Below are 22,658 nucleotides of genomic sequence, written 5' to 3'. Positions count from 1 at the left end.
CAGCATAATTCATACATCAAACGACAAATCCAAACAAACCACAACACCTAAAGGCAAAAAAATGCGCTTAACTTCCATGGCTGCGAATCTCCTGGACCACAAGGTCAGCGAGAACCCAGCCCTTGCAAGCCGGACAGATCAAAGCGGGAGTTTGGTCGGAGTCTTCAAACCGCATGACGACCTTCGCCCCGCGATCGAAACACTCCTGACAGACGTAGTGAAGGGGCTGCGCCGGGACTGGCTGGTCACCTCCGCCCACCGGTGGGGTCAGCTGTACCCGATAAGCGAAGTGGCCCACACCGGTTTGGAAAAGGATGTAACGACCTTTGTCCGACAGCTGTTCTGTCGCTACTCGCAACTTGTCGCGGGTCTCGAAATGTATTTGCTGCAACTCCAGCAAGGCGGTGTTGTGCGCCAAGAGGCTTTGCTGCGCCTTCAAGAGTTGGTCATTCATTTTGCCGACCTCGATGCAAAGCATCGCACCGTCTCGCAATGCAACAGCCCCATTGCCGATTTGTATGGCTGCCCCAATTGCGGACACCGCACCGCTGATAAGCCCTAGGTCCAACGCCTTGCTCCTAATTTTTTCAAACCACAACACCTAAAGGCAAAAAAATGATGCGCGCTCAATCCAAGCAACTCCTACGTCATCTGCCTGCGTCTTTGCCCAACGCGCCACTAGTAGCTTGTGCCTGCAACAACAGCGCTGAAATCTTGTCTGCCGCCAGTAGCGATATTTCAAACACCAAGATACCCGCCATAGCGACAGCGGTTAGCACCCCACCCAGCACGCAAGTTAGTACGGATGACTGTGTCACCGGCACCCACGCTATCGACAGCATGGCGGCCAAGCCCAGAGCCATTGCCAGCGTCATCCGCCAGTGCCTGACAAACAAAGCTGTTCTTAACTTTGCAAGCATCGCCGTCTCCTTTGCCAGCTTTGCTTTGATGTCGAGCAACTGGCTTATGACCATCAACACTGCAATGGCCACGCTTATCAGTGGCAGTTGTCTTGCTATTTCTTCGGTCATCTTGGTCTACCAAGCAAACGAGGTATGCCGCCGTCTTCGTTCATAAATCGCGTTCCAAATTTGAAATTTTCATAAATCACAACAACCCAAACTAAAGAAATGACAACGCTAAAACTGCCCTCAGCTACCACCAAAGCCACTGTGCTGCCGCAGCTCGTGGCATTGCTCAGCGGACTTACCGTTGAACATGCGCAGGATGTTCTTGACGATGCCTCTCGTCAGGTCAACGACTTTGCCTACCACCTATGCCGAACACATTGCTTCCGGCCTACCGGGGCTGAAACACCGGCCCAATTGATTGCTGGGGTTAGCCCAGTCGCTCACTTCACCCCTGCAGATCAAGCCATAGAGGTGCTCCAGCAGGCCTTTCGTGCGCAGATGCTGCAACTCATGGCTTGGGCACTGGAGGCGAACTCTCAAGAAGCGCATCTCGAATTGCTAGCAGATGCGGAACGATGCTTTACGCAGTTTCATTCGGCTTCGTCTTGGATTGAAGCCCAAAGGGTCGCTCCAACTTCTCAATCAACGCAACCGTCAGCCGCGTAGCAATCTCATTTGCTTGGTCTTCAGTCATTGCTTTGCCTTGTTGTTTAACTTCTTTTCACACATTTTGACATGAATAAAACCACTAATTTGAAAACCAGAGAGCAGGTGCAGGCGGACTTCAAGGCCGCTGGAATCACCCTGTCTGAGTGGGCGCGGGCCAATGGCTTTCACCGCATGACGGTGGTGGACTTGCTGCGCGGTGCCCGCCAAGGCTTGCGCGGCGAAACCCACCGCTGCGCTGTGGCCTTGGGCATGAAGCACGGCGTGGTGGTGGACGTGGCCACATTCAAACCCGCCCCAGCACGCCGCACCAAGGCTAGCCAAAGAGGGGCGGCAGCGTGACCCCCGATGACATCCGGTACGCGCTGGCCAAGCAGGTGCCTGACATGCGCGGGCGCGGTTTCGTCATCGGCACCTCTTATGGCGACCTCAGCGTGCCGCCCGGCCCGCTGGCCGAGCAGCTGGCCTACACCGTGCGCCTGGTGTTGGCGCTTGAGCTGGCAACCCTTCGTCAAACACAACAGGTGGGCTAAGCATGCACACAGAAACCACTTACAAGCTGGCTGAGCCCATTCGCAAGACCTGCGACCTGTTTCGGCTGTTAGCAGGGCACGAGCTGCTCGGCTTGGCCCCGACAGAAATTGCCAAGGGGCTCGACGTAGCACCCAGTTGGGTCAGTGTGAATTTGCCCGCCCTTGCTGCCGTTACCGGCTTCGTTGAACGCGTGGAAGGCACCAACCGCTGGCGTCTCGGTGTCCCGTTCGTGCGCATCAGCGTCACGGTAGCCGCCAACCTAGGCCAAGCAAAGCGTCGCCTAGACGAAGTCAGCCAACGCTACAGCGTACCCCTCTAACTTTTTCAAACCCACACAAAACCATATGGCTAAACAACCTACTCCAGCACCCGCCTCCAAGGAAACCCCGGTTGACTTGGCACTGGTGACTACTGACATGCAAGCCGCGAACTCACTGGCCGCCCTAGAGCGTTCCACCTCAGAAAACGTGATGGTGCTCGCCACCCAGCTTGGCTATGACGGTGCGTTGACCGTTGGGGCACTAGAGGATGGCATCCGTTTTTATCAACAGCGGACAGCAGAGGCTTGCCTGGAACTCGGAAAGCGCTTGGTCCTGTTGAAAGAGGCTAGCTTGTATGGTGAGTTTCAAAATCGATTAGAGCTGTTAGGGATTGATGACAGAGCTGCGCGCCGGTTTATGGCTGCGGCAACACGTTTTTCAAAACGGGTTACGTCACCCGTTTTGAAAATTGCCCAAAGCCAAAGTAAGTTGCTGGAGTTGCTAGTCCTGGACGATGAAGAAATGGCAGAACTAGCGGAAGGCGGCACCGTGCGGGGTATGAGTGCAGATGCTGTCGCCAGCATGGGGGTGCGCGAGTTGCGTGCCAGTTTGCGCGAACACATGGCAGAAAAGGATGCCACTGACAAGTTGCTGGCAGCCAAAGACGCAAAGATCAACAAGCTCACCCGCCATATTGCCAAGGCGACGCCAGATGACGTGCTGGCAGAGCTGCACCAGGAAGCAGCAGCCCTGCTGCGCAACGCCCAGGGGGCCGTAGCGGGGGAGCTTCGCCAGGCACTCATTGCCCTGCAAAACCACAAAGGTGCTGAGCAAAACGTTTTCATGGCGGGTCTGGTGGGGCAGTTGCAGGCTGACCTCACAGCCCTGCGCGAAGAGTTCAACCTGCCCGATGTCAGCACAGCGGCAGACCAAGCCTTGGCAGGTGAAGTGTCTGAGTGGGCCGGACGCTAAGCGCACCAGGTACTGAACCCATGGCACTCAATCCCGCAATTGTTCAACGCCTGGTGCAGCTGGCGCAGGCAGTGGCCAATGCGCCGCATGGCAGCAAGCAGGCGCTGTACGACGCCGCTTGCAGCGAACTGGGCATGAGTGCGCCCACCTTATACCGACACCTTGGAGCAGTCAAAGTGAAACCTGAACGCAAAAGACGCAGCGATGCGGGCGACGTGTTACTCAGCCGCGAAGACGCCGTGGCTATCAGTGCCGCTCTGATGGTGAGCCACCGTAAGTCTGGCAAGCGCTTGATGTCTATCGGCCAGGCAGTGGAGCTGATGCGCGCCAATGGCGAAGTCAAGGCAGATCGCACCGACCCAGAGACCGGTGAGGTGAGCCCACTGTCTGACAGCGCCATATCTCGCGCCCTGCGCAGCTATGGCCTGCACCCAGACCAGTTGAACTGCCCCGCACCAGCTGTGGAGCTCAAGAGCCTGCACCCTAACCATGTGGGCTCTATAGACGCGTCCATGTGCGTGCTGTACTACCTGAACGCGCGCACTGAGCGTGAGTCTGGCTTGCAGGTTATGGAGCACACCAAGTTCTACAAAAACAAGCCTGCCAACCTCAAACGCATTGAGGCAGACCGCGTGTGGTCGTACGAATACACCGAACACTACAGCGGTGCCATTTTTGTGAACTACGTGATGGGTGCTGAAAGTGGCACCAATTTGGCAGAAAGCTTTATCGCCGCCATTCAAAAGCGCGAAGGCGATCCACTGCATGGTGTGCCCTTCATCCTGATGATGGATATGGGTAGTGCTAATACCGGGGGGCTGTTTTCTAACTTGCTACGCCGCTTGCAGGTCAAGCCTATTGCCCATGCAGCTGGCAATGCACGAGCCACAGGCCAAGTAGAAAACGCCCGGAACATCATTGAGCGCAGCTTTGAATCAGGGCTACGATTTAGCCCGGTACAAGACTTGGCCCAGCTCAATGCGCAGGCTCAGCGTTGGGCACGTTGGTACAACAGCACAAAAATTCACAGCCGCCACGGCAAGACCCGGTATGACCAGTGGCTGACCATTAGCCAAGAGCAGCTGCGCATAGCGCCGCCCCCAGAGCTGTGCTTTGAATTGCTGACGCACACGCCCGAGTCGCGCAAGGTCACGGACTTCTTGACCGTGCCATTCAAGGGGCGTGACTTTGATGTCTCAGGCGTCCCCAACGTGATGGTTGGTGAAAAGCTGCAAGTCACACACAACCCCTACGTGCTAGACGCAGCCATGGTGTTGGACACCGACGTCAACGGGTTGGAAGTTCTCTACAGCGTCCCATTGGTACGGCGCGACGACGCTGGCTTCAGCGAGACAGCCAACGTGATTGGAGAAGACTACCGCCGCCATGCAGACACCCGTGCTGACAGCAACCGCAAAGAAGTAGACCGCTTTGCCTACGACGCCCTGACCCAAGACGAGGTAGACACCAAGCGGCGCGCCAATGCCACGCCTTTTGGTGGGCGCATTGACCCGTTCAAGGTCATAGAGCAAGCACCAGAGCGCACATTTATGCCGCGCAAAGGTACCGACTTGGTCAGCACGACAAGCACCAGTTCTATGGTGGTGGCCCGCGTGCTTAGCCAGTTTGAAGCAGCCCAAGCCTTAGTTGTGCGGGGCGTGGCGATGAGCCCTGAGCTGATTGCAACCTTGCGCAGCCTGCATCCTGACGGTGTGCCAGAAGACCAACTGGAGGCGCTGCAGGCTCGCTTAGCTGTGCGCGGTGGCCTTCGCATGGTGGCTGGGGGTGCCCTATGAGCCGGGCAGCACCTCTACTCAAAGCGCTGGGTATTCCTCAGAGCGAGCTTTGCCGCGCAACAGGGCTAAGGACCTCTGCTGTGAGCCGCATTTGTGCGCATGGCGAGTGGCCTGCATTTGGTGCTGAGCAAGCGCTGCAAAAAATTCAAACCTACTTGCAATCCAAAGGTTTGACGCAAGAGCAGCTGCAAGAGCTGCTGACTGCGCTGCAAGAAAAGGCGGCCAAGGCACGTTCGCACCGTGCCAAGGCCTATCCCGTGAATCCACCCTCAACCAATGAAACTGAACCCAAGGACGAACCAATGCTACTGCAAAACCAAGCTTTGACCCTAGAGGCCCGCAAGCACTTCGGGCTCCCACGCAACCCGTTTGTGGATGACGTGCAAAGCCAAGACGATGTATTTCAGACGCCCAGCGTGCGCTATGTGCGTGCAGCCCTGGTCGATTGCGCCAATAACCATGGCTTTCTGGCGGTGGTGGGCGAAAGCGGCGCAGGCAAAACCACGCTGGCGGAAGATTTGGAAGAGCGCATCAAAAGTGACAAGCGCGACGTGCTGGTCATCCGGCCCTACGTGCTGGCCATGGAGCGTGATGACGCGAAAGGCAAAACGCTCAAAAGCAGCCACATAGCCGAGGCCATTGCCTACGCATTGGACCCGCAGCTCAAGGTCAAGAGCAGCCCACAGGCACGGTTTCAGCAGGTTCACGACCTACTCAAAGCCAGTCGCAAAGCCGGACGCCGCCATTTGTTGGTCATTGAAGAGGCGCACTGCCTGCCCCTTGCCACGCTCAAACACCTAAAGCGCTTTCTTGAGCTCAAGGACGGAATGCAGCGCCTGATTGGTGTGGCCCTGATCGGCCAACCCGAGCTGAAGGACCGCTTGGGCAGCCAAAACACCGAAGTGCGCGAGGTGATGCAGCGCTGTGAGCTGGTGGAGTTGGAGCCTTTGGATAGTGAGCTGGAGGCTTACCTGAAACACAAGTTCGCCCGCTTTGACTTGAAGTACGAGGAAGTGCTAACCCCAGATGCCGCCGATGCCATTCGTGGCCGTCTGATCCATATCCCGCGTGGTGGCAAGACCGCTGACGCGCGCAGCATGTGCTTTCCGCTGGTGGTCAACAACCTGGTGTGCCGTGCCATGAATGCAGCCGCCAAAGCGGGTTGGCCACAGGTTGACGCCCAGGTCATCACCGGTTGCTAAGCCATGCGCAGCTACTTGGTCCAGATCACCATGGCCGATGGCTCCCAAGGGCAGCACCACGGCCTGTATGAAGACGGCTTTCAAGCTGTGGTCTTTGCCCTAGAACATTTTCCTGACGCACAACGCATTTCTGCAAGGAGGCTTTCATGATGAATCGTAATCCAACAAACCTGCAATCGCTCAGCCAGGCGCGCTACCCATTTGCGCCTGGTGTGATTGAGGCCCCCCCCGAACCCCCTTTGCCCAGCGGGTGGGCATTTGAGGCTGCACTGATAGGCGCGATAGTCATCGTGGTTGTGGTGGCCGTGGCTGTGGCCATTGGCTTTATGACGGGCTACTTCAACCTTTTGGGGTTTGCGCGATGAATGCAGACCACAAGCACAACCGCCGCCACCATTCACAGGTGCAGCTCAACGTGGACATTGTCAAACACGTGGCGCAGTACCAGCCATGTGGGTTTCAGGAGCTGTACGCCCTGTTTGGTCAGACCGAAGAGGACAAGAACGCCACAGAGCGCTTTCGCGCCCGCTTAGGGCACCTGACTTACAGCAAGCAGCTGGAGGCCACAGGCTCTGCGGCGGCTAAACGCTGGCGCATGCCGCAGCCCAGTTCAGCAGCTGCTGAAAAGCAAGTTCCTGCTTCCATGCCTGCGCTCGCCATCGTGCCCCCAGCACAGCACAACGTGATGCGGGCCCCGCCGTACGTGCCCGAGGTGACTGCCACCGCACGCACTGGCGCCATGGACTTCAAACGCTATGGCAGCCGTGGCTTTAGCTGCTGACCCACCCAAACCGATACCGACCTTCTAACCAACTGCAAAGAACGCTATGACTACAACTACCGCACCTCCTAAAGGCTACTGGATGGATGCCAGTGGGCACCTCATTCCTGAGTCCAAGGTGAAACCCATTGATCAACTTCGCAACCAAGTGGTCTACGACTTGTGCCGCATGGCGGAGGCGCAAAGCCAAGGGCTGGCCAAATTCAAGATCGACGCCATGACAGAGGTGGGCAGCTTCTGCGCCTTGAGCCTAGACCAGTACGGCGTGAAGACCGGTGGCGACAAGGGCAACATTACCTTGGTGAGCTTTGACGGCCAGTACAAGGTAGTGCGTCAGATGCAAGACAAGATTACCTTTAGCGAGCAATTGATGGCCGCTAAGGCCTTGATTGATGCGTGTGTACACCACTGGGCGCAAGACGCCAGCGACAACATCAAGGTTTTGGTGAACCATGCTTTTCAGACGGACAAGGAAGGCAAGATCAACACAGGGCGGGTACTGAGCCTTCGCCGCCTGGACATTGTGGACGACAAGTGGACATTGGCCATGCAGGCCATTGCCGACAGCATGCAGGTCGCCAGCACCAAGCCTTACGTGCGCTTTTACAAGCGCAACGAAAAGACCATGGAATACATGCCCATCGTTCTTGATGTGGCGGGGGTCTAACCATGATATTGCGCGGCCAATGAATACGCCACCTTCCTCGCCCCCAAATACCCCCCATTGGGACAAAATGGACATATCGCCAAGCCGCGAACGGGAGCCGGGTGGCACCCATGGTGCTGCCAAGCCTCCGCGTGGCCTTGTGGGGCCTATTTCCCCACCTTCGGATTTGCTGGTGTTTGTACGTTCACAGCCATTTAGTAAATCTGCCGCTGCTATCGGGCTGGCACGCGGGCAGGTGCACCGCATTGCCCACGGCTATTGGCCCAATGACCCACGTCGGATATTGGCCGCCTGGGAGGCGTATAGGGGCTGCACCGATGCGCCTGGTAGTTCATGGTTTCTGCGTCGCGTGTTGCCTGGCGGCATGGTCCGCCACGCTCGCACCCATTACACCAGTGCAAGACTTGCTTTCCGTATCGGCACCCTAGTTGCAGTGGCCCGTGTGTCGGGCGGTGATTTGTTGGTGCAGACATTGGAGCTGTCTGCGGAGCGCTTTGTTTTGAACCGCGTTGAGGTGGCTGAATGACGCAAGCCGCTCCGCCCAAAAATCATCTGGCTGCAATTCATATTGCGCAAAAAACGCTGGGCCTGTCTGCGGATGATGCTGCGGCCCTCAAAATCGCCATTACCGGCAAGGCCAGTGCTGCCGATATGACAGGCCCGCAACGCCGCCAGTACCTTGCCCATTTGAGTGACTTGCAGGTCCGCATGGGCAAGTTGCCGCGCAGCACGCATGCCGCTAAGCGCCCAGCCCTGCACAGAACCACGGCCGATACCAACGATGAGCGTTGGCTCAAGGCACGTGTCTTGTGGCAGGTACTGGCAAACGCGAGCGAGGTGCATACCAATACCGATGTGGCCTTGATGGCCTATGTGCACCGCCAGACCAAAGTGGAGCATTGGCGGTTTTTGAACACCTACCAGATCAATGGCGTGATTGAATCGCTAAAGCGTTGGTGCGAGCGGGTGAACGCACCCACTGAACCAATAAAGAAGGACGCTACCCATGGATGATGCATTGGCACACTCTACGTTGATGGGGTCGCAGCCTTTGGCTGAGCGGCCCGACGTGAGCGCGCTAAATGCACAAGAGATAGCGCCGCTGGAGCGACTGTTTGACCCGCTCACGCCAGACACCTGGCGCGACCTAGCGCTGAGCCACTACCTGACGCTGAAGGCGTTGTTCACTGGGCGCTATACGGATGCGGAGCTGGCGCGCTTGGCCATGGAGCTCACGCGCGGCATTGCCGCAGACTTGGGTGGCACGCAGCCCTACATTCAGGCGGGGCGCGAGTTGATGGCCAGCGCCCGCGCCCGGCGGGTCATTGAGTTGCTGGGCCAGGGCAAGAGTTACACCGAGGTGGCTGCTCTGTGCGGCAAGATCACTGACCGATACGTGCGCCAGATTGAAGCCGCTTGGCTGCGTGAGCAGCGCGCCTTGCGCCAGGGTCAGCTAGACCTGTAGTGGCGCGGGCGCAATGCCCACGCTAAATAAGTGACTTAGATCATTTAGCCCCATTGGGGAGGCTTGCCGAAACTAGCGGCATGCCCAAAGCAAAGCCCCTCCTTAATACCGCAGAGCCCCTGCATATCTTCAAGCCCGGCCGTCATACGCCGATGAGCGGGCAGTCCCTTTCGTTTTCTGAAGCCACGCTGCAAGCCACCGTGGCCGCCTACAACCCGGCCTTGCATGAGGCACCGCTGGTTGTGGGGCACCCAAGCCATGACTTGCCAGCGTATGGCTGGGTAACGGCCTTGTCTTTTTCTGACGGCAATGGCAACGGTGACACCGATGCTGGCTTGTATGCCACAGCCGGCCAAGTCAATACTGACTTTGCAGACATGGTGGCCGCTGGGGCATTCAAAAAGATCAGTGCCAGCTTCTATGAACCCGACGCGCCGCAGAACCCAGTTCCAGGCGTGTACTACCTGCGCCATGTGGGTTTCTTGGGCGCTCAAGCGCCTGCCGTCAAAGGCCTGCGCAACCCTAGCTTTGCAGACAGTGAAGAAGGCGTGGTCACGTTTGGCGAGTGGGACGACGTAGACAACGCAAACCTGTGGCGCAGCTTGCGGGACTGGGTGTTGGCCAAGTTTGGCCAGGAGGATGCTGACAAGGCCATACCCGGCTACATGGTCAAGAGCGTCGAGCAGGGCGCGCAGGACGAATTACGCAAAGCCCAGGCAGAGAACGCCAGCACGGTGCTGCCTGCTACCCCCTACTTTTCCGAACCCCAACGACAGGAGTCCACCGTGACCGAAGAAGAAGCCGCGCAATTGCGCAAAGAACTGCAGGCGCAGACCGCTCTAAATGCCCGACTGCAGGCAGATGCCAAAGCGCTGCGCCTACAAGGCCTGCACGCTGCCAATGTGGCCTTCTGCGAGGCACTGCAAGGCATTACCCCTGCATTCCGCGAAGTGGCGGTGGCCACGCTGGACCACCTGACTGCGCAAGAGACCGTGGTGGAGTTTGGCGAGGGCGAGACAAAAGTGCCTTTGCTTGACAGCCTCAAAGCCCTGTTTCAGGCGTTGCCTGCGGCCGTGGAGTTTGGGGAGCATGCGACAAAGGACAAGGTGGGCGCAAGCACCGTGGACTTCTCGGATGCGCAATCCATCTCCGACGCTGCCACTGCCTACCAGGCGCAAGCCAAGGGCAAGGGTATTGATGTTTCCCACACGCAGGCCGTTGCCGCAGTTACGGCTAAGCGCAGCTAAAGCCCAGCACTTACCCGAACCGATTCTTTCGCACCCACACAACCCCTCGTTAACTGGAGCCATTCATGAGCAATCCACTTCTCTTTAAGAACTACACGGCTGCAATGGCCATTCCTGCGTACCGAATCCTCCGGTTCTCTGCACTAGACACCGTGACCCTGGCCACGGCCGCGACCGATAGTTTGATGGGTGTTAACGGTGACGTGGCCCCCGCCATTGGCGAGCGCTGCGACGCTGTGCGCCAGGGCATCGCCTTCGTAGAGGCAGGTGCTGCGATTGCCCAAGGTGCAGCGGTTACTTCTGACGCCACCGGCCGTGCTGTAACTGCTGCACCTGCAGCGGGCGTCAACAACCGAATTCTTGGATTTGCGGACGAAGCGGCTACGGCTGCCGGTGACGTGATCCGCGTGCTGGTCGAGTTGGGTTCGATACAGGGCTAAGCCCAGTAGCCGCCCACACCAGATTTCCTTTACCCCACTGAAACAGGATCGACACCATGGCAACCACTGCTTTTGCAATCAACCCCGAGCTGACCGCCGTAGCGATTGGCTACAAGAACCGCGACATCGACATGATCGCGGACATTGTCTTGCCGCGCATCTTGACGCCCAAGAAGTTTGCCTACACCAAGTACAACCAGGCAGACGGCTATACCGTGCCCTCCACCCGTGTGGGCCGCAAGAGCGACCCCACCATGGTGGATTTCGGCGGAATCATTGTCAACGACGAGTGCGTGGACTTTGGCCTGGACGATCTGGTGCCCAACGACGAGATTGAGGCTTGGAACGCCATGGACAAGCCTGAGACGGCTGTTAGCCCATTGGCCAAGAGCACCAGCTTGCTTACCGGCCTGGTGCTACTGGACCGCGAAATTCGCGTAGCAGGCACGGTGTTCAGTGCGGGTAGCTACAGCGGCTCTAACCAGGCCACGCTGTCCGGTACCGGACAGTGGAGCGACTTTGCCAACAGCAACCCCTTGGATGCGCTGCTGGCCGCCCTGGACGTGCCACTGTTTCGCCCCAACACCGTTGTGCTGGGGCAGGCGGTGTGGACTAAGCTGCGCCAGCACCCCCGTGTGATACAGGCGGCCAACGCCAGCGCCCAGACCGGTGGTGCCATTACCCGCCAGCAACTCGCAGATCTGTTGGAAGTACGCGATGTGGTGGTTGGCACAGGGTTCGTCAACACGGCGAGGCGAGGCCAAGCAGCGACCTTTGCCCGCGTGTGGGGCAAGCACTGCGCGCTCTTGTACGTGGGCACCGATCTGGCCAACGCGGACCAACCTTGCTTTGGCTTTACCGCCCAGTTTGGCGACCGCATTGCAATGACCATGCAGTCCAGCAAGGGCTTGCGCGGGGGGCAGCAAATTCGCTCTGGCGAGTCGGTCAAAGAAGTGATCTCGGCCAACGATGCCGGTTACTTCTTCCAAAACGCTGTGGCCTAAGTACTGGCTGACTGAACCCAACACCTCTACAACCTAAACAGGAATCAACATGGCACCCAAAGCAAACCGCGCTGCGCGCAGCACATCGGCCGCTCAACTCGTCAAGGCCCTTGTGCCAGTGGAATACAACCACACGCGGCATGAACCTGGTGGTGAGCCGTTTGAGGTGGACGCTGAAGACGTGGACCAGCTGCTAGAGGTGAATGCCGTAGAGCTGACGGGCGGCGAAGCCGCCGCTACCTGACCAAGCATTGCCCACCTAGGCTGACGCACCGCTATGACCTACGCCACCCAGGCAGACATGACCGAGCGCTTTGGCGCGGTTGAGCTGGCCCAAATTACCGACCGCACCAATGGCACGGTGATCGACGCCACTGTGCTGGCGCGTGCGCTGAGCGATGCAGATGCCGAGGTGGACAGCTACCTGGCTAAGCGCTATAGCTTGCCGCTGGCCAGTACCCCGGTGGTGCTGGTGCGCATGGCGGCCGATATTGCCCGGTACCGGCTGTATGACGACGGCGTGCCAGACACGGTGCGCCAGCGCTATGAGGATGCAGTAAGCCTGCTCAAGCGCATGGCCAGCGGCGATGTGGCAGTGGCAGGCAGCAGCCCAGCCGTGGCCACGACCGGTGGCAGCAACGCAGTGAAGGTGAAAGCACCTGACCGTGTTTTTAGCGCTGACATGTTGGCTGGCTACTAGGAGATGCGCGCATGGATCTGGATGCTGTGGTGACGCGTGTGCAGGCAAGCCTTGGTGGCCTAAAGGCTGTTGGGGTCTCTGTAGATATGGAGGCAGCTATTGGTGGAGCCGTGCCGCTGCCTTGTGCGTTTGTGCTGCCACTCAATGAGGTGTCCACCGACCAGGACAGGCTGAGCCGAGTGCAGCAGCGGGTTACCCAGGGTTTTGGCGTGATTCTTGTGGTGAGCAACAAGCGAGACGCCAAAGGTGCCGCCGCTTTGAGCGACCTCAAGGCGCTGCGCACAGCCCTGAAAAACAACCTAGTGGGCTGGGTGCCTGATGCCACTAACGGAGAACCGGTGCACCACAGAAGTGGGCGCTTGTTGAACCTAGATGGCAATGCCCGTCTGTGGTGGATTGATGAATTTGAACTCGTAACTTACTGGAGCCAATGATGGGCAAGAACCAAACCAATGCCGCCGTTGCTGGCAATACCAACACCCCCACGCCTGAAAACACCCCTATTCCAGGTGGTGGTTCGTGGCGCTGGGACATTGCTTTGCCGGGCTGGGTAGAGCGCGATGTGAACACCGGCGAAGACCTTGCCGCCACGGACACCCCTGTTTAACTCCAAGAGCCCACCATGCCACGCTACGTCCGCAATACCGCCATATTGACCAAAGTTGAAACCGTTCCCGGAACCGATGCAGTGCCCACGGGTGCCGCTGACGCTGTACTGGTGAGCAACATGAGCATCACCCCGCTGGATGCCAACAACGTGAGCCGCGACTTGGTGCGCGGCTACTTTGGTGGCTCAGAGCAGTTGGTGGCCACGGCCAGCGTGAAGGTGGGCTTTACCGTGGAGTTGGCAGGCTCTGGTACAGCCGCCACCGCGCCCCAGTGGGGAGACCTTATGCTGGGTTGTGCCATGGCGGAAACCCTGCTTGCTACCCCCAACCGAGTGGAATACACACCGGTGAGTGCTGCGCTCAAGTCACTCACTTGCTACTACCATGACGACGGCGTTTTGCACAAACTGCTGTATGCCATGGGCAACTGCAAGCTCAGCGCTCGGATCAATGAGCGGCCAACGCTGCAGTTTGACTTTGTGGGTATTGACGGTGGCGTTAGCGCCACTGCCAACCCCAGCACCACCCTGAGCGCGTGGAAAACACCGCCCACCATGGCGAAGGCCAACGTGGTGGACATTACCCTAGGGGCAACCTATGCCGCAGGTGCGCTGAGTGGCGGCACCGTGTACCCAAGCACTGGCTTTGACCTGGATTGGGGTAACAAAGTGGCCTATGTGCCTTTGCTCAGCAGCGAGCGTGTTGACATTACCGATCGTGAGATCACCGGCGCTATGCAGCTTGACCTGAGTGCAGCGCAAGAGGTTAGTTTCATGAGTGCGGTGAAAGCCAATACCACCCAAAGCTTGGCGCTCACCATTGGCACTGCGGCGGGTAACAAAATCATCATCTACGCGCCAGCCGTGCAACTGATCAACCCAAGTAAGCAAGAAGTGAATGGCTCGCGCCTGATTGGCTATGACTTGCGTTTGGTGCCCTCGCCTGGTGGCAGTGGCAATGACGAAATTCGCATCATCACCCAATAAGGCAATGCTCCATGGCTTTCATTCTGTCTACCAAAGAAAACATTGTCGGTGTCACCGTGCGCGGTTGCCTGACAGGGCCTGACGGTGCCGAGACACCTTTTGATTTTGTGCTGCAGTGTGAGCGCCTGTCTGCTGACGCCATAGAGCGGGCTACGGGCCCCCAGAGCCTGGAAACGGCAGGCCAGTTTTTCACCCGTGTCACCAAGGGTTGGTTAGGTGTTTTCGACGATATGGGCCAAGAAAAACCGTTTACTGCGGATGGCTTGGTTAAGTTGTTTGCCATCCCCAACCTTGCGCGCATGGCGTTTCACAGCTATCTCCACGACGTTAGGGCCCGCGAAAAAAACTAATGGAAGCCGCGCGCCTGTGGGCGCTCGGCAAGCTCACCCTAGACACCCAAGTTGCCAAAGAAGATGACGAACTCAATCAAGTGCTTGCAGGTTTTGGCATTAAGGCCGTTGGCCCGGCCGTCGCTGCGCAGCACGAGGTCTTCTACCTATGGCCTGAGCTTGAAGACACGTTTTACTTCTTTTTGGAATGCCACACGCAGTGGCGCGTTGGCCTGCGTGGCTACAGTGGTTTGGATTACGCTGGTGTTGAGGCATTTATGCGTTTGCGCCCAGTTGCCCACCGCAAGCGCCAGCAATTGTTTGCAGATCTGCGCAGCATGGAGCAAGCAGCCCTTAGTGCATGGCATGACCAACGCAGCCGCCAAGGCAGGTGAAGCATGACGGTTGGCATCGGCATCAAGCTGGGGCTTGACACCTCTGAGGTAGAGGCTGGTTTGGAGCGCACGGAGCGCGGCATTGATGGAATCGGCACCCGTGCATCGAAAACGACCGAAGGCTTGAACCGCGCAGAGCGGTCTGCGGTTAGCAGCCTGCAGCGCGTTCAGGCCGCACTCGAAACCTCGTCCAAGAGCGAGTACACCGAAAAGCTGTTCGATTTGCGCGGCATCGACAAGTCTAAGCCACAGATCGCAGCGCTACTGGCCGGACTCAAGGAAGTCGAGGCTGCGCAAGCCGCGCTCAAGGCATCTTCAGAGGCAGCCACTCTTGGGAATAGCAAGCTGCCCCCTGTGCTCGACAAAACAGGCATCAGCGCGGCCCAAACCGCCAATGCCATGCGCATGATTCCCGCGCAGATGACCGACGTGGTGGTGAGCTTGCAGTCGGGGCAAGCGCCGCTCACCGTGCTGCTGCAACAGGGCGGGCAGCTCAAAGACATGTTTGGTGGCGTGGGCCCAGCAATCGCAAGCGTGGGCACCTACCTGCGTAGCTTGGTGAGCCCACTTACCCTGGCAGCAGCAGGCATAGGCACGGTTGCCATCGCCATGTATGAAGGCTCCCAAGAGGCTGATGCATACAGCCAGGCGATCGCACTCAGTGGCAATGCCTCAGGCGTTACCCTGAGCCAGCTCCAAGCCATGGCCAAGGGCATTGACGCGGTGCGCGGCACGCAGGGCGAAGCTGCAGAGACGCTTGCCCAGTTTGTGCAGGCGGGGCTAGCTGGCGGTGCAAGCCTAGAACGCTTTAGCCTGGCTGCCATGGACTGGGAGCGCACTACTGGCACGGCTGTAAAGAGCACTGTTTCCGCTTTTGTAGAGCTCGCTAAAGAACCACTGGTTGCGTCGCTCAAGTTCAATGACAGCTTGCACTACCTGACCGCTAGCATGTACGAGCAGATCAAGGCCCTGGTGGAGCAAGGCCGTATGACGGAGGCCGCGAACTTGGCCCAAAACACCTTTGCCGACACGTTGCAAAGCCGCTCGGCTGAAATGGTGGAGAACACTGGGCTCTTGGTGCGGGGATGGGCAGGTGTGAAAAAAATTATCAGTGAGACCGGGGACGCCCTGAAGAATTTGGGCCGCTCAGACACCTTGCAAGAGCAGATAGACAGCCTCAATAAGAGCATTGATGACAAGCGCACCTACTTAGGGCGTGAGCAGCCAAACAGCGGTTTCTCCCGTGTGTTGCAAGATGAGATTAGGGTGCTAGAGGCTCAAAAGCGCCCTCTGCAAGAGAAGCTGGAGGCCCAAGAAAAAATAGCAAGCAGTCGTGCGCGCGAGTCGACCTTGCTGTCTGCCCTGGTGAAGTGGGATAAAGACGGGGCACAGTTCCTCAGTCGCAAAGCCCAAATGGAGCAAGCCATACAGCGCACGCGCAAAGAAGGCTTGGCCGCAGGCAAAGACGAAGAAACCATTGAGCGCCGGATTGCTGACATCCGTGAAAAGTATGCTGACAAAAAAGCACCCAAAGCAGCAGCGCATGTAGACACTACGTACGTCAAACTTCTGGACGACCTCGCTCTGGCAGACGAAGCGGCCCAGCAGTACTTAGCCACGGGCGAGACCATCAGCTCGGCAGAGAAGTTTCGGCTTGAAACCCTGAAGCGAATCAACGACGAGTGGCTGCGCGGCAAGTTGACCTTAGACCAAGCTGTGGATGCCGAATCCTTGATGAATGAGGCCTATGCCAAGCAAGTGGATGTGCTGCAGGCGATCAGTGACGAAAAGCAATTTGCATCTGACCGCGAAGAGAACGCCAAGAACCTTGAGGCTACCCAAAAGCAGACGGAAAGCCTGCAAGACCAGCTGAGTAAAGAACAAGAGCACGTGCAGCAGCTGGGCTTGAGCAAAACAGCCTTGGCTGAGCTTGTGGTGCAAAAGCTGGAAGACCAAGCCATTGGCAAAGACAGGCTGGCCGACCTGTTTATGGAGATAGATGCTACGGGCCAAATGTCGGCTCAGTACCGTGAGCAAGCGCAAGCCCTGCGTGACCTTGCCGAAGCCAAACGAGGAAGTGCTGCCAAAGAAGTCGCCATAGACACGCAAAAGGACGCTGAAAAGCTCAGCAAGCAAACGGCAGACACGCTACGTAACGACCTCAAGGGGGCGTTTAGTGCCGCCTTTAGAGACAGCAGTGGTGATCCGCTGAAGGCCTTTGGCGATGCCCTGGAGAACATGATTTTTACCCGTGCGGCCACGGCGCTCTCTGAGTCCGTGATGAATGCGGCCGATAGCTTCATGGGGCAAGCTGGCGGCGGCGGAGGTGGTTTTGGGGACTTTTTGTCAAACATTTTGAGTTTTGATGGCGGAGGCTATACCGGCAGCAACGCCCGCACTGGAGGGCTTGACGGTAAAGGTGGCTTTATGGCCATGTTGCACCCGCAAGAAACCGTCACGGACCACAGCAAAGGTCAGCAAGTCAGCACGGGTGGTGCAATTAGCGTGGTACAGCACATCAATGTGGATAGTCGGTCAGACCAGGCCACCATCATGGCTGCCATGCAGCAGGCTAAGGCAGAGACCATGGCCGCTATTCAGCAAAGCCGCCGTGCGGGTGGAGTGTTCGCGTGATCTATAGCTGGCCTAACCTCAACAAGTTTGAGCCGTCCCTGTGGGAGTGGTCCTTGCAAAGCAACACGCAAGCCTTCAGCAGCCCCTTGTCTGGCAGCGTGCAGACCTTGGAGATGCCGGGTGCGCGTTGGCGCGTTGCCTTTCAGATGAACGCGATGTCCGCCGCTGACTCTGCACTCTTGCGCTCGTTTTTGGCAAAGTTACGCGGCCAGTCTGGACGGTTCTATCTGCACAACATGGCGCAGCCCACGCCCCGTGGGGCGGCGGGCGGAACACCGGTAGTGAATGGGGCCGCACAGACTGGCGCAAGCCTGGCCACGTCTGGCTGGCCAGCCAGCAGCACTGTTCTCAAAGAGGGCGACTTCTTTGCCGTCAATGGTGAGCTAAAAATGGCCACGGCCGACGCATTGAGTACCGCAGGTGGCCTGGCCACACTCACCTTCGAGCCCCCGTTGCGCAGTAGCCCTGGCAATGGGCTTGCTATCACTACGACGAAGCCTTTGGCAACGTTCCGGCTTGAGGATGACTCTGCGCGTTGGTCTACGGTGGCGGGTGCTCTCAGTAGTTTTGCCATCTCTGCTATTGAGGCGTGGTGATGGCGGGGCGTAACCTAAGTACTACAGCCGCTAACGCCCTTGCCGCTAGCCAAGTGCGGGGAGTGGTCTTTGTGGAGATGGATTTTCCGGCGGGCTTCTTGCGGCTCAACAACAGCGCCCAGCAGCTCAATTGGAATGGCTTTACTTGGCTGGGTATAGGGCGTCTTGGCAGCATTGATCCTGTAGGCGAGGGAATGAAGCTTGAAGCCCGTAGCCTCAAGTTCACGGTGACTGGTATAGATAGCGCCAACATCGCGATCGCTCTGGGGCAGCACTACCAAGGTCGGGCCTGCAAAGTGTGGTTGGCTCCACTGGATGAGGCTTACGCTGTGCTGCCGGACCCGGTGCTGGTGTTCAGTGGTCGGATGGACACCATGGACGTAGAGCTTGGTGCAACCGCCACCATCACGGTGAGCGCTGAGAGCCGCCTGGCTGATTGGGATCGCCCGCGCGTGCGGCGCTACAACTCAGCAGACCAAGCCATCACTGACCCTGCGGACAAGGGCTTTGACTTTGTGCCTCAAATGGTTGAAAAGTCTTTGCGCTGGGGCTATTAGCCGTGCAGATTACACGCCGCCAGGACTGGCCCGAGCAGCTTGCCGCGCAAGTAGCAGCTGCACAACGCCTGCCCTACCAGCTAGGGGTGCATGACTGTTTGCGCTTTAGTTGCCAATGCATCTGCGCGATGACAGGGGTGGACTTGTGGCCCAGTTTTGCGGGCTACAGGACGCGGCGTGAGGCAGTGGCGGTACTGGCTTGCCACGGTGCTACTTTAGAAGCTGCTGCTGCAAACATAGTAGGTGTGCAGCCTGGTCCGGTGCTGGCTGCACGGCGAGGCGATTTGGTCACCTTCAAGGATAGGTATGGCGAACATTTGGGGGTTTGCACAGGTAGCCATGTGGCTGTTTTGGGCCATGCAGGTCTGCAGTTAGTGCGTTTGGATCATGCTGGCCTGCAGGCCTCAGTGAGGATTGGCTGATATGCCCAAAGCGGTTGAGAAGGCTGTCAATGAGGTAAGCAATCTTGTTAAAGAGGCTGTGCCGGTTATCGGTGCGGTGGTGGGCTTTATCTACGGTGGCCCACAAGGGGCTGCTATGGGGTACAGCCTGGGCAAGATGGCATCAAACGCCAACAAGGGAAATGGCCACAATACGCCGTCGTTTGTTGCAGCCGTTCAGGAGCGTGACCAGGTAGTGCGCTCTAGCGTTGCCAATCGCACCGTGATCTACGGTCGTGCCATGGTGTCGGGGCCTTTGGTCTTTGCGGGTGTGGCAGGTGGCGGCAACAAGTACCTGTGGATGGTAGTGCCCTTGGCCGGGCATGAGGTAGATGCAATTGAAACCATTTACCTTAATGAGCTGGAAGTTGCGCTAGATGGCTCTGGATATGCAACCACAGCGCCGTATGCAGGCAAGGTATTGGTCAAAAAGCACTTGGGCGTTGCGGGTGATGCAGCAGATGCTGACCTCGTGGCAGTCAACATAGGTTGGACTAGTAACCATAGGCTCGCGGGTGTAGCTTACCTAGCGATTCGCCTGGAGTGGTCTGCAGATGTTTTTCCTACGGGTATCCCAAACATTAAAGCTGTGGTGCGCGGCCGCAAAGTCTATGACCCTCGCACAGGCACTACGGTGTGGAGCCAAAACCCCGCGCTGTGCGTGCGTGACTACATCACCAGTGCTCATGGGCTAGAAGCATCCTCAGCTGAGGTTGATGCCTCGCGGGTGGTAGCCGTCGCAAACGTCTGTGACGAATCGGTTGCCTTGGCTGGGGGCGGCACCGAGGCGCGCTATACCTGTAACGGTGTGATTGACACAGGCGAGAATCCGCGCAGTGTGATGGAGAGTTTGCTAAGCAGCATGGCTGGTTTTGTGGTTTGGAGTGGTGGGCAGTACCAAATGCATTGCGGCGCATACACCGCCCCATCAGTTCTCCTAACAGCCGACGACCTGCGGGGCGCAGTGAAGGTGCGGCCGCGCATGAGCCGCAAAGAACTTTTCAATGCGGTGCGGGGTACTTTTGTAGACCCTGCAGCGTTTTGGCAACCCACTGACTTTCCCATAGTCAGAAATGCTACGTATGCAGCCCAAGACGGTGGGCAAGTAATCTGGCGTGACGCGGTGCTGCCATTCACCACCAGCAGTGCCACTGCGCAGCGCATTGCCAAGCTAACTTTGGAACGAAGCCGCCAAGGCATCACGGTAGAACTGGCGTGCAAACTGACTGCCTTCAAGGTCGCGACCATGGATACGGTCATGCTAAGCCTGGCGCAACTTGGCTGGGTAGCCAAAGAATTCAAGGTGTTGGAGTGGCACTACAGCACCGAAGGTGGCGTGGACCTAGTACTGCAAGAGGAAACCGCCGCCAGCTACAACTGGAATAGCGGGATGCAAACGGTAGTTGACGCCGCGCCCGACACCAATTTGGGCAATCCATTCACTATCGCTACACCGGGAGCCCCAGCCGTCGCAGAGAGCCTTTACCAGACCACGGGTAGTGCGGGTGTCAAGAGCCGCGCTACGGTGACTTGGGCCGCTGTAGATGACGCCTTCGTCACCGGTTATCTGCTGGAGTACATGGTGGTGGCCTCGGGGGCGTGGACCACGCTGCCCATCCTGAGAGACACAAAAGTCGAGCTCAACGACTTGACACCTGGCACCTACTTGTTCCGCTTGAGAGCCATCAATACGTTCCAAGCCAAGAGCGCGTACAGCCCGACCACCAGCAAAGAACTGCTGGGTTTGACCGCGCCGCCCGCGAATGTCGCCAACTTCTCGGTGAGCAAAGTGGGCGGCGTAGCGGTAGGTGCATGGGGCTTGGCGGGTGACTTAGACGTTCGCATTGGCGGGCGCATCGTAGTACGCCACAGCCCTCAGACCAGCGCAGCGACTTGGCAGGACGGCGTGGTGCTTGACGAATTTGCAGGTGACAGCGTGAGCGGTTTGCTACCGCTAATCACCGGCACCTACATGGCTAAGGCCAAGGACAGCACGGGAACTTTCAGCACCGGCGTGTCGAGTTTTGTGGCCGAAGAAGGTCTGGTGACGGGTTTCAACACTGTCGCCACTTCGGTGCAAGCCCCGGTTTTCGCAGGGGCTAAGACAGGCACAGTGGCGTTTGCGGGTGGGTTGCAGTTGGACACAGCACTGCTGTTCGACGCGGCCCCCGGTTCGTTCGACGGTGCCGCTGGTCTGTTCGACAGCTTCGGTGGCTTGAACTCTATCGGCAGCTACGAATTTGCCACGTACACCGACCTTTCGACCGTCACCACCCGTCGCTTGGAAGCCGACATTAAGGTGTACTCGTTCGACAGCCAAACCCTGTTCGACGCGCGTGCTGGGCTTTTTGACGACAACAGCGGTGACTTTGACGGTACTGCCGTTAACGACTGCGATGCCACTCTGTACTACGCCGCGACCAACGACAACCCCGCGGGCACACCGGTCTGGGGCGCATGGACACCGTTTTTTGTAGCGGACGTTACCGCACGGGCTTTGAAGTTCCGACTCGACCTAGAGAGCGGGAACGCCGCCCAAAACATTTCCGTCAGCACTTTGAGTGTTGACATCAAAACCCCTGTGTAAGAAAGACGCCAATGCCACAACATGACATGGACATCGCCAACCAAGCTTTCGCTGCGACGAGGGTTGACATCAACGCCGCCCTGCAAGCCTTGGTTAGCCAGAACAGCGGCCCGACCGCACCCCCCACTATCTTCGCGTACCAACTGTGGGCCGACACCACCACGGGCATCCTTAAGCAGCGCAACGCGGCCAACTCTGCCTGGATTAACTTGCTGGCCCTCGCCTCGGGTGTACCTAGTGCTGCCACATCGGCCAAGACGGACACCACCCAGACCTACACAGCCGCCCAGCGTGGCGGCGTTGTGACACTCACGGATGGTTCAACCATCACGCCCGACTTCGCGGCGGCGAATAATTTCACTGTGACGCTTGGGGGCAACCGCACGCTGGCGAACCCAACGAATGCAGTGGCTGGACAGAGTGGTGTCATTCGTGTGATTCAAGACGCCACGGGGTCGCGGACTCTTGCATACGGCAATGCGTGGGACTGGGCGGGTGGCGCGGTGCAATCGCTCACCACAACGGCTAACGCTGTAGACCTACTGGCCTACTACGTTGACGCCACGGGCAACATCACACTGCGCTTGATCGCGGACCGCAAATGAGCGCGGTTGATGCAATCCCTCTACTTCTTGGCGGCAATCCCGGCTACCAAGCCCAACGCAGCTTGCGGTTTCGCAGTGCGGCTAGTGCCTCGCTTTCACGCACACCAAGCGCAGCTTCAAACCGTCGAACATGGACATGGAGTGGGTGGGCTAAGCGGGGAACTCTCGGGGTGATTCAGGGGTTGTTTTCTGCGCGGCAAGCAAAAGACGACATTAGCGGTGCGTACATCTGGACGGGCGATAAGCTTACATTCATTGACAGACCCGGCGTCACGA

General features: G+C 58.1%; 31 protein-coding genes. 30 read left to right on the top strand and 1 reads right to left on the bottom strand.

The features are described from left to right. Positions 1-76: 76 nt before the first annotated feature. The gene (locus tag EXZ61_RS14725) at positions 77-562 is read left to right on the top strand and encodes a hypothetical protein (protein ID WP_142812482.1); all 486 of its coding nucleotides are present in this window, start codon (positions 77-79) and stop codon (positions 560-562) included. An 85-nt stretch (positions 563-647) separates the two neighbouring features. On the opposite strand, the gene EXZ61_RS14720 is transcribed toward EXZ61_RS14725, so the two are convergent. Continuing rightward, positions 648-1,031 carry a hypothetical protein gene (locus tag EXZ61_RS14720; RefSeq protein WP_142812481.1) on the bottom strand — a complete coding sequence of 128 codons (384 nt, stop codon included), beginning with the start codon at positions 1,029-1,031 and terminating at the stop codon, positions 648-650. 99 nt (positions 1,032-1,130) lie between these two features. Between EXZ61_RS14720 and EXZ61_RS14715 the strand changes: the two genes are divergently transcribed. The 29 genes from EXZ61_RS14715 (at position 1,131) to EXZ61_RS14585 (ending at position 22,382) form a co-directional block, all read left to right on the top strand. Beyond that, positions 1,131-1,577 (top strand): hypothetical protein, encoded by a 447-nt coding sequence (locus EXZ61_RS14715; protein ID WP_142812480.1) that lies wholly within the window; start codon positions 1,131-1,133, stop codon positions 1,575-1,577. 69 nt (positions 1,578-1,646) lie between these two features. After that, positions 1,647-1,919 carry a DNA-binding protein gene (locus tag EXZ61_RS14710; RefSeq protein ID WP_142812479.1) on the top strand — a complete coding sequence of 91 codons (273 nt, stop codon included), beginning with the start codon at positions 1,647-1,649 and terminating at the stop codon, positions 1,917-1,919. Beyond that, a complete protein-coding gene (locus EXZ61_RS14705) occupies positions 1,916-2,110 on the top strand; it encodes a hypothetical protein (RefSeq protein WP_142812478.1) in 195 nt (64 codons plus the stop codon). The genes EXZ61_RS14710 and EXZ61_RS14705 overlap by 4 nt, the downstream gene beginning before the upstream one ends. Before the next feature lie 2 nt (positions 2,111-2,112). Beyond that, positions 2,113-2,430 carry an IclR family transcriptional regulator gene (locus EXZ61_RS14700; protein WP_142812477.1) on the top strand — a complete coding sequence of 106 codons (318 nt, stop codon included), beginning with the start codon at positions 2,113-2,115 and terminating at the stop codon, positions 2,428-2,430. A 25-nt stretch (positions 2,431-2,455) separates the two neighbouring features. Next, positions 2,456-3,343 (top strand): hypothetical protein, encoded by an 888-nt coding sequence (locus EXZ61_RS14695; RefSeq protein WP_142812476.1) that lies wholly within the window; start codon positions 2,456-2,458, stop codon positions 3,341-3,343. A gap of 20 nt (positions 3,344-3,363) precedes the next feature. Next, positions 3,364-5,139, top strand: a complete 1,776-nt coding sequence (locus tag EXZ61_RS14690; RefSeq protein WP_142812475.1) for a transposase family protein — start codon at positions 3,364-3,366, stop codon at positions 5,137-5,139. A gap of 80 nt (positions 5,140-5,219) precedes the next feature. Continuing rightward, entirely contained in the window at positions 5,220-6,341 is a 1,122-nt protein-coding gene (locus EXZ61_RS14685) for an ExeA family protein (RefSeq protein WP_237218974.1), read from the top strand. A gap of 146 nt (positions 6,342-6,487) precedes the next feature. After that, on the top strand, positions 6,488-6,706 hold the full coding sequence (locus tag EXZ61_RS14680; RefSeq protein WP_142812473.1) for a hypothetical protein: 219 nt from the start codon (positions 6,488-6,490) through the stop codon (positions 6,704-6,706). Continuing rightward, complete coding sequence (locus tag EXZ61_RS14675; protein ID WP_142812472.1) at positions 6,703-7,122, top strand: hypothetical protein; 420 nt, start codon at positions 6,703-6,705, stop codon at positions 7,120-7,122. Before EXZ61_RS14680 ends, EXZ61_RS14675 begins: the two co-directional genes overlap by 4 nt. A 46-nt stretch (positions 7,123-7,168) precedes the next feature. Then, positions 7,169-7,789: a DUF3164 family protein gene (locus EXZ61_RS14670; protein ID WP_142812471.1), complete on the top strand. Its 621-nt coding sequence runs from the start codon at positions 7,169-7,171 to the stop codon at positions 7,787-7,789. 67 nt (positions 7,790-7,856) lie between these two features. Next, complete coding sequence (locus EXZ61_RS14665) at positions 7,857-8,315, top strand: hypothetical protein (protein ID WP_142812470.1); 459 nt, start codon at positions 7,857-7,859, stop codon at positions 8,313-8,315. Continuing rightward, positions 8,312-8,803 (top strand): regulatory protein GemA, encoded by a 492-nt coding sequence (locus tag EXZ61_RS14660; RefSeq protein WP_142812469.1) that lies wholly within the window; start codon positions 8,312-8,314, stop codon positions 8,801-8,803. The genes EXZ61_RS14665 and EXZ61_RS14660 overlap by 4 nt, the downstream gene beginning before the upstream one ends. Next, positions 8,796-9,254: a hypothetical protein gene (locus EXZ61_RS14655; RefSeq protein WP_142812468.1), complete on the top strand. Its 459-nt coding sequence runs from the start codon at positions 8,796-8,798 to the stop codon at positions 9,252-9,254. Before EXZ61_RS14660 ends, EXZ61_RS14655 begins: the two co-directional genes overlap by 8 nt. Positions 9,255-9,334: 80 nt before the next feature. Next, complete coding sequence (locus EXZ61_RS14650) at positions 9,335-10,501, top strand: peptidase (RefSeq protein ID WP_142812467.1); 1,167 nt, start codon at positions 9,335-9,337, stop codon at positions 10,499-10,501. Positions 10,502-10,566: 65 nt separating this feature from the next. Continuing rightward, positions 10,567-10,941, top strand: coding sequence for a capsid cement protein (locus EXZ61_RS14645; RefSeq protein ID WP_142812466.1), 375 nt, complete (start codon positions 10,567-10,569; stop codon positions 10,939-10,941). Between the two features lie 56 nt (positions 10,942-10,997). Further along, entirely contained in the window at positions 10,998-11,945 is a 948-nt protein-coding gene (locus tag EXZ61_RS14640) for a major capsid protein (protein ID WP_142812465.1), read from the top strand. 49 nt (positions 11,946-11,994) lie between these two features. Further along, a complete protein-coding gene (locus EXZ61_RS14635; RefSeq protein WP_142812464.1) occupies positions 11,995-12,189 on the top strand; it encodes a hypothetical protein in 195 nt (64 codons plus the stop codon). A gap of 33 nt (positions 12,190-12,222) precedes the next feature. Then, entirely contained in the window at positions 12,223-12,645 is a 423-nt protein-coding gene (locus EXZ61_RS14630) for a gp436 family protein (protein WP_142812463.1), read from the top strand. An 11-nt stretch (positions 12,646-12,656) separates the two neighbouring features. After that, on the top strand, positions 12,657-13,079 hold the full coding sequence (locus EXZ61_RS14625; RefSeq protein ID WP_142812462.1) for a phage tail terminator protein: 423 nt from the start codon (positions 12,657-12,659) through the stop codon (positions 13,077-13,079). After that, positions 13,076-13,252 (top strand): hypothetical protein, encoded by a 177-nt coding sequence (locus tag EXZ61_RS21925; protein ID WP_168224779.1) that lies wholly within the window; start codon positions 13,076-13,078, stop codon positions 13,250-13,252. Before EXZ61_RS14625 ends, EXZ61_RS21925 begins: the two co-directional genes overlap by 4 nt. Positions 13,253-13,267: 15 nt before the next feature. Continuing rightward, positions 13,268-14,239, top strand: a complete 972-nt coding sequence (locus EXZ61_RS14620) for a phage tail tube protein (RefSeq protein WP_142812461.1) — start codon at positions 13,268-13,270, stop codon at positions 14,237-14,239. 11 nt (positions 14,240-14,250) lie between these two features. Next, positions 14,251-14,589, top strand: a complete 339-nt coding sequence (locus EXZ61_RS14615) for a hypothetical protein (protein WP_142812460.1) — start codon at positions 14,251-14,253, stop codon at positions 14,587-14,589. Next, entirely contained in the window at positions 14,589-14,963 is a 375-nt protein-coding gene (locus tag EXZ61_RS14610; protein ID WP_142812459.1) for a DUF1799 domain-containing protein, read from the top strand. Before EXZ61_RS14615 ends, EXZ61_RS14610 begins: the two co-directional genes overlap by 1 nt. Before the next feature lie 3 nt (positions 14,964-14,966). Further along, positions 14,967-17,597, top strand: coding sequence for a phage tail length tape measure family protein (locus EXZ61_RS14605; RefSeq protein ID WP_142812458.1), 2,631 nt, complete (start codon positions 14,967-14,969; stop codon positions 17,595-17,597). Next, entirely contained in the window at positions 17,594-18,193 is a 600-nt protein-coding gene (locus tag EXZ61_RS14600) for a hypothetical protein (RefSeq protein WP_142812457.1), read from the top strand. Before EXZ61_RS14605 ends, EXZ61_RS14600 begins: the two co-directional genes overlap by 4 nt. After that, positions 18,193-18,750, top strand: coding sequence for a hypothetical protein (locus tag EXZ61_RS14595; RefSeq protein ID WP_142812456.1), 558 nt, complete (start codon positions 18,193-18,195; stop codon positions 18,748-18,750). Before EXZ61_RS14600 ends, EXZ61_RS14595 begins: the two co-directional genes overlap by 1 nt. A gap of 2 nt (positions 18,751-18,752) precedes the next feature. Then, the gene (locus EXZ61_RS22605; protein WP_425353582.1) at positions 18,753-19,172 is read left to right on the top strand and encodes a DUF6950 family protein; all 420 of its coding nucleotides are present in this window, start codon (positions 18,753-18,755) and stop codon (positions 19,170-19,172) included. A gap of 1 nt (position 19,173) precedes the next feature. Beyond that, positions 19,174-21,777, top strand: a complete 2,604-nt coding sequence (locus tag EXZ61_RS14590; RefSeq protein WP_142812455.1) for a phage tail protein — start codon at positions 19,174-19,176, stop codon at positions 21,775-21,777. 11 nt (positions 21,778-21,788) lie between these two features. After that, complete coding sequence (locus EXZ61_RS14585; RefSeq protein ID WP_142812454.1) at positions 21,789-22,382, top strand: hypothetical protein; 594 nt, start codon at positions 21,789-21,791, stop codon at positions 22,380-22,382. The last annotated feature ends 276 nt before the right edge of the window (positions 22,383-22,658 follow it).

It is taken from the genome of Rhodoferax aquaticus (assembly GCF_006974105.1).
Lineage (GTDB): Bacteria > Pseudomonadota > Gammaproteobacteria > Burkholderiales > Burkholderiaceae_C > Allorhodoferax > Allorhodoferax aquaticus_A.
This window is presented reverse-complemented; position numbering and strand designations above follow the sequence as displayed.

What these genes read in the sequence shown, in the direction of transcription:
- EXZ61_RS14725 (WP_142812482.1), top strand. Translation starts at nt 77, where the DNA reads ATGGCTGCGAATCTCCTGGACCACAAGGTCAGCGAGAACCCAGCCCTT.
- EXZ61_RS14720 (WP_142812481.1), bottom strand. Translation starts at nt 1,031, where the DNA reads ATGACCGAAGAAATAGCAAGACAACTGCCACTGATAAGCGTGGCCATT.
- EXZ61_RS14715 (WP_142812480.1), top strand. Translation starts at nt 1,131, where the DNA reads ATGACAACGCTAAAACTGCCCTCAGCTACCACCAAAGCCACTGTGCTG.
- EXZ61_RS14710 (WP_142812479.1), top strand. Translation starts at nt 1,647, where the DNA reads ATGAATAAAACCACTAATTTGAAAACCAGAGAGCAGGTGCAGGCGGAC.
- EXZ61_RS14700 (WP_142812477.1), top strand. Translation starts at nt 2,113, where the DNA reads ATGCACACAGAAACCACTTACAAGCTGGCTGAGCCCATTCGCAAGACC.
- EXZ61_RS14695 (WP_142812476.1), top strand. Translation starts at nt 2,456, where the DNA reads ATGGCTAAACAACCTACTCCAGCACCCGCCTCCAAGGAAACCCCGGTT.
- EXZ61_RS14690 (WP_142812475.1), top strand. Translation starts at nt 3,364, where the DNA reads ATGGCACTCAATCCCGCAATTGTTCAACGCCTGGTGCAGCTGGCGCAG.
- EXZ61_RS14680 (WP_142812473.1), top strand. Translation starts at nt 6,488, where the DNA reads ATGATGAATCGTAATCCAACAAACCTGCAATCGCTCAGCCAGGCGCGC.
- EXZ61_RS14675 (WP_142812472.1), top strand. Translation starts at nt 6,703, where the DNA reads ATGAATGCAGACCACAAGCACAACCGCCGCCACCATTCACAGGTGCAG.
- EXZ61_RS14670 (WP_142812471.1), top strand. Translation starts at nt 7,169, where the DNA reads ATGACTACAACTACCGCACCTCCTAAAGGCTACTGGATGGATGCCAGT.
- EXZ61_RS14665 (WP_142812470.1), top strand. Translation starts at nt 7,857, where the DNA reads ATGGACATATCGCCAAGCCGCGAACGGGAGCCGGGTGGCACCCATGGT.
- EXZ61_RS14660 (WP_142812469.1), top strand. Translation starts at nt 8,312, where the DNA reads ATGACGCAAGCCGCTCCGCCCAAAAATCATCTGGCTGCAATTCATATT.
- EXZ61_RS14655 (WP_142812468.1), top strand. Translation starts at nt 8,796, where the DNA reads ATGGATGATGCATTGGCACACTCTACGTTGATGGGGTCGCAGCCTTTG.
- EXZ61_RS14650 (WP_142812467.1), top strand. Translation starts at nt 9,335, where the DNA reads ATGCCCAAAGCAAAGCCCCTCCTTAATACCGCAGAGCCCCTGCATATC.
- EXZ61_RS14645 (WP_142812466.1), top strand. Translation starts at nt 10,567, where the DNA reads ATGAGCAATCCACTTCTCTTTAAGAACTACACGGCTGCAATGGCCATT.
- EXZ61_RS14640 (WP_142812465.1), top strand. Translation starts at nt 10,998, where the DNA reads ATGGCAACCACTGCTTTTGCAATCAACCCCGAGCTGACCGCCGTAGCG.
- EXZ61_RS14635 (WP_142812464.1), top strand. Translation starts at nt 11,995, where the DNA reads ATGGCACCCAAAGCAAACCGCGCTGCGCGCAGCACATCGGCCGCTCAA.
- EXZ61_RS14630 (WP_142812463.1), top strand. Translation starts at nt 12,223, where the DNA reads ATGACCTACGCCACCCAGGCAGACATGACCGAGCGCTTTGGCGCGGTT.
- EXZ61_RS14625 (WP_142812462.1), top strand. Translation starts at nt 12,657, where the DNA reads ATGGATCTGGATGCTGTGGTGACGCGTGTGCAGGCAAGCCTTGGTGGC.
- EXZ61_RS21925 (WP_168224779.1), top strand. Translation starts at nt 13,076, where the DNA reads ATGATGGGCAAGAACCAAACCAATGCCGCCGTTGCTGGCAATACCAAC.
- EXZ61_RS14620 (WP_142812461.1), top strand. Translation starts at nt 13,268, where the DNA reads ATGCCACGCTACGTCCGCAATACCGCCATATTGACCAAAGTTGAAACC.
- EXZ61_RS14615 (WP_142812460.1), top strand. Translation starts at nt 14,251, where the DNA reads ATGGCTTTCATTCTGTCTACCAAAGAAAACATTGTCGGTGTCACCGTG.
- EXZ61_RS14610 (WP_142812459.1), top strand. Translation starts at nt 14,589, where the DNA reads ATGGAAGCCGCGCGCCTGTGGGCGCTCGGCAAGCTCACCCTAGACACC.
- EXZ61_RS14605 (WP_142812458.1), top strand. Translation starts at nt 14,967, where the DNA reads ATGACGGTTGGCATCGGCATCAAGCTGGGGCTTGACACCTCTGAGGTA.
- EXZ61_RS14595 (WP_142812456.1), top strand. Translation starts at nt 18,193, where the DNA reads ATGGCGGGGCGTAACCTAAGTACTACAGCCGCTAACGCCCTTGCCGCT.
- EXZ61_RS14590 (WP_142812455.1), top strand. Translation starts at nt 19,174, where the DNA reads ATGCCCAAAGCGGTTGAGAAGGCTGTCAATGAGGTAAGCAATCTTGTT.
- EXZ61_RS14585 (WP_142812454.1), top strand. Translation starts at nt 21,789, where the DNA reads ATGCCACAACATGACATGGACATCGCCAACCAAGCTTTCGCTGCGACG.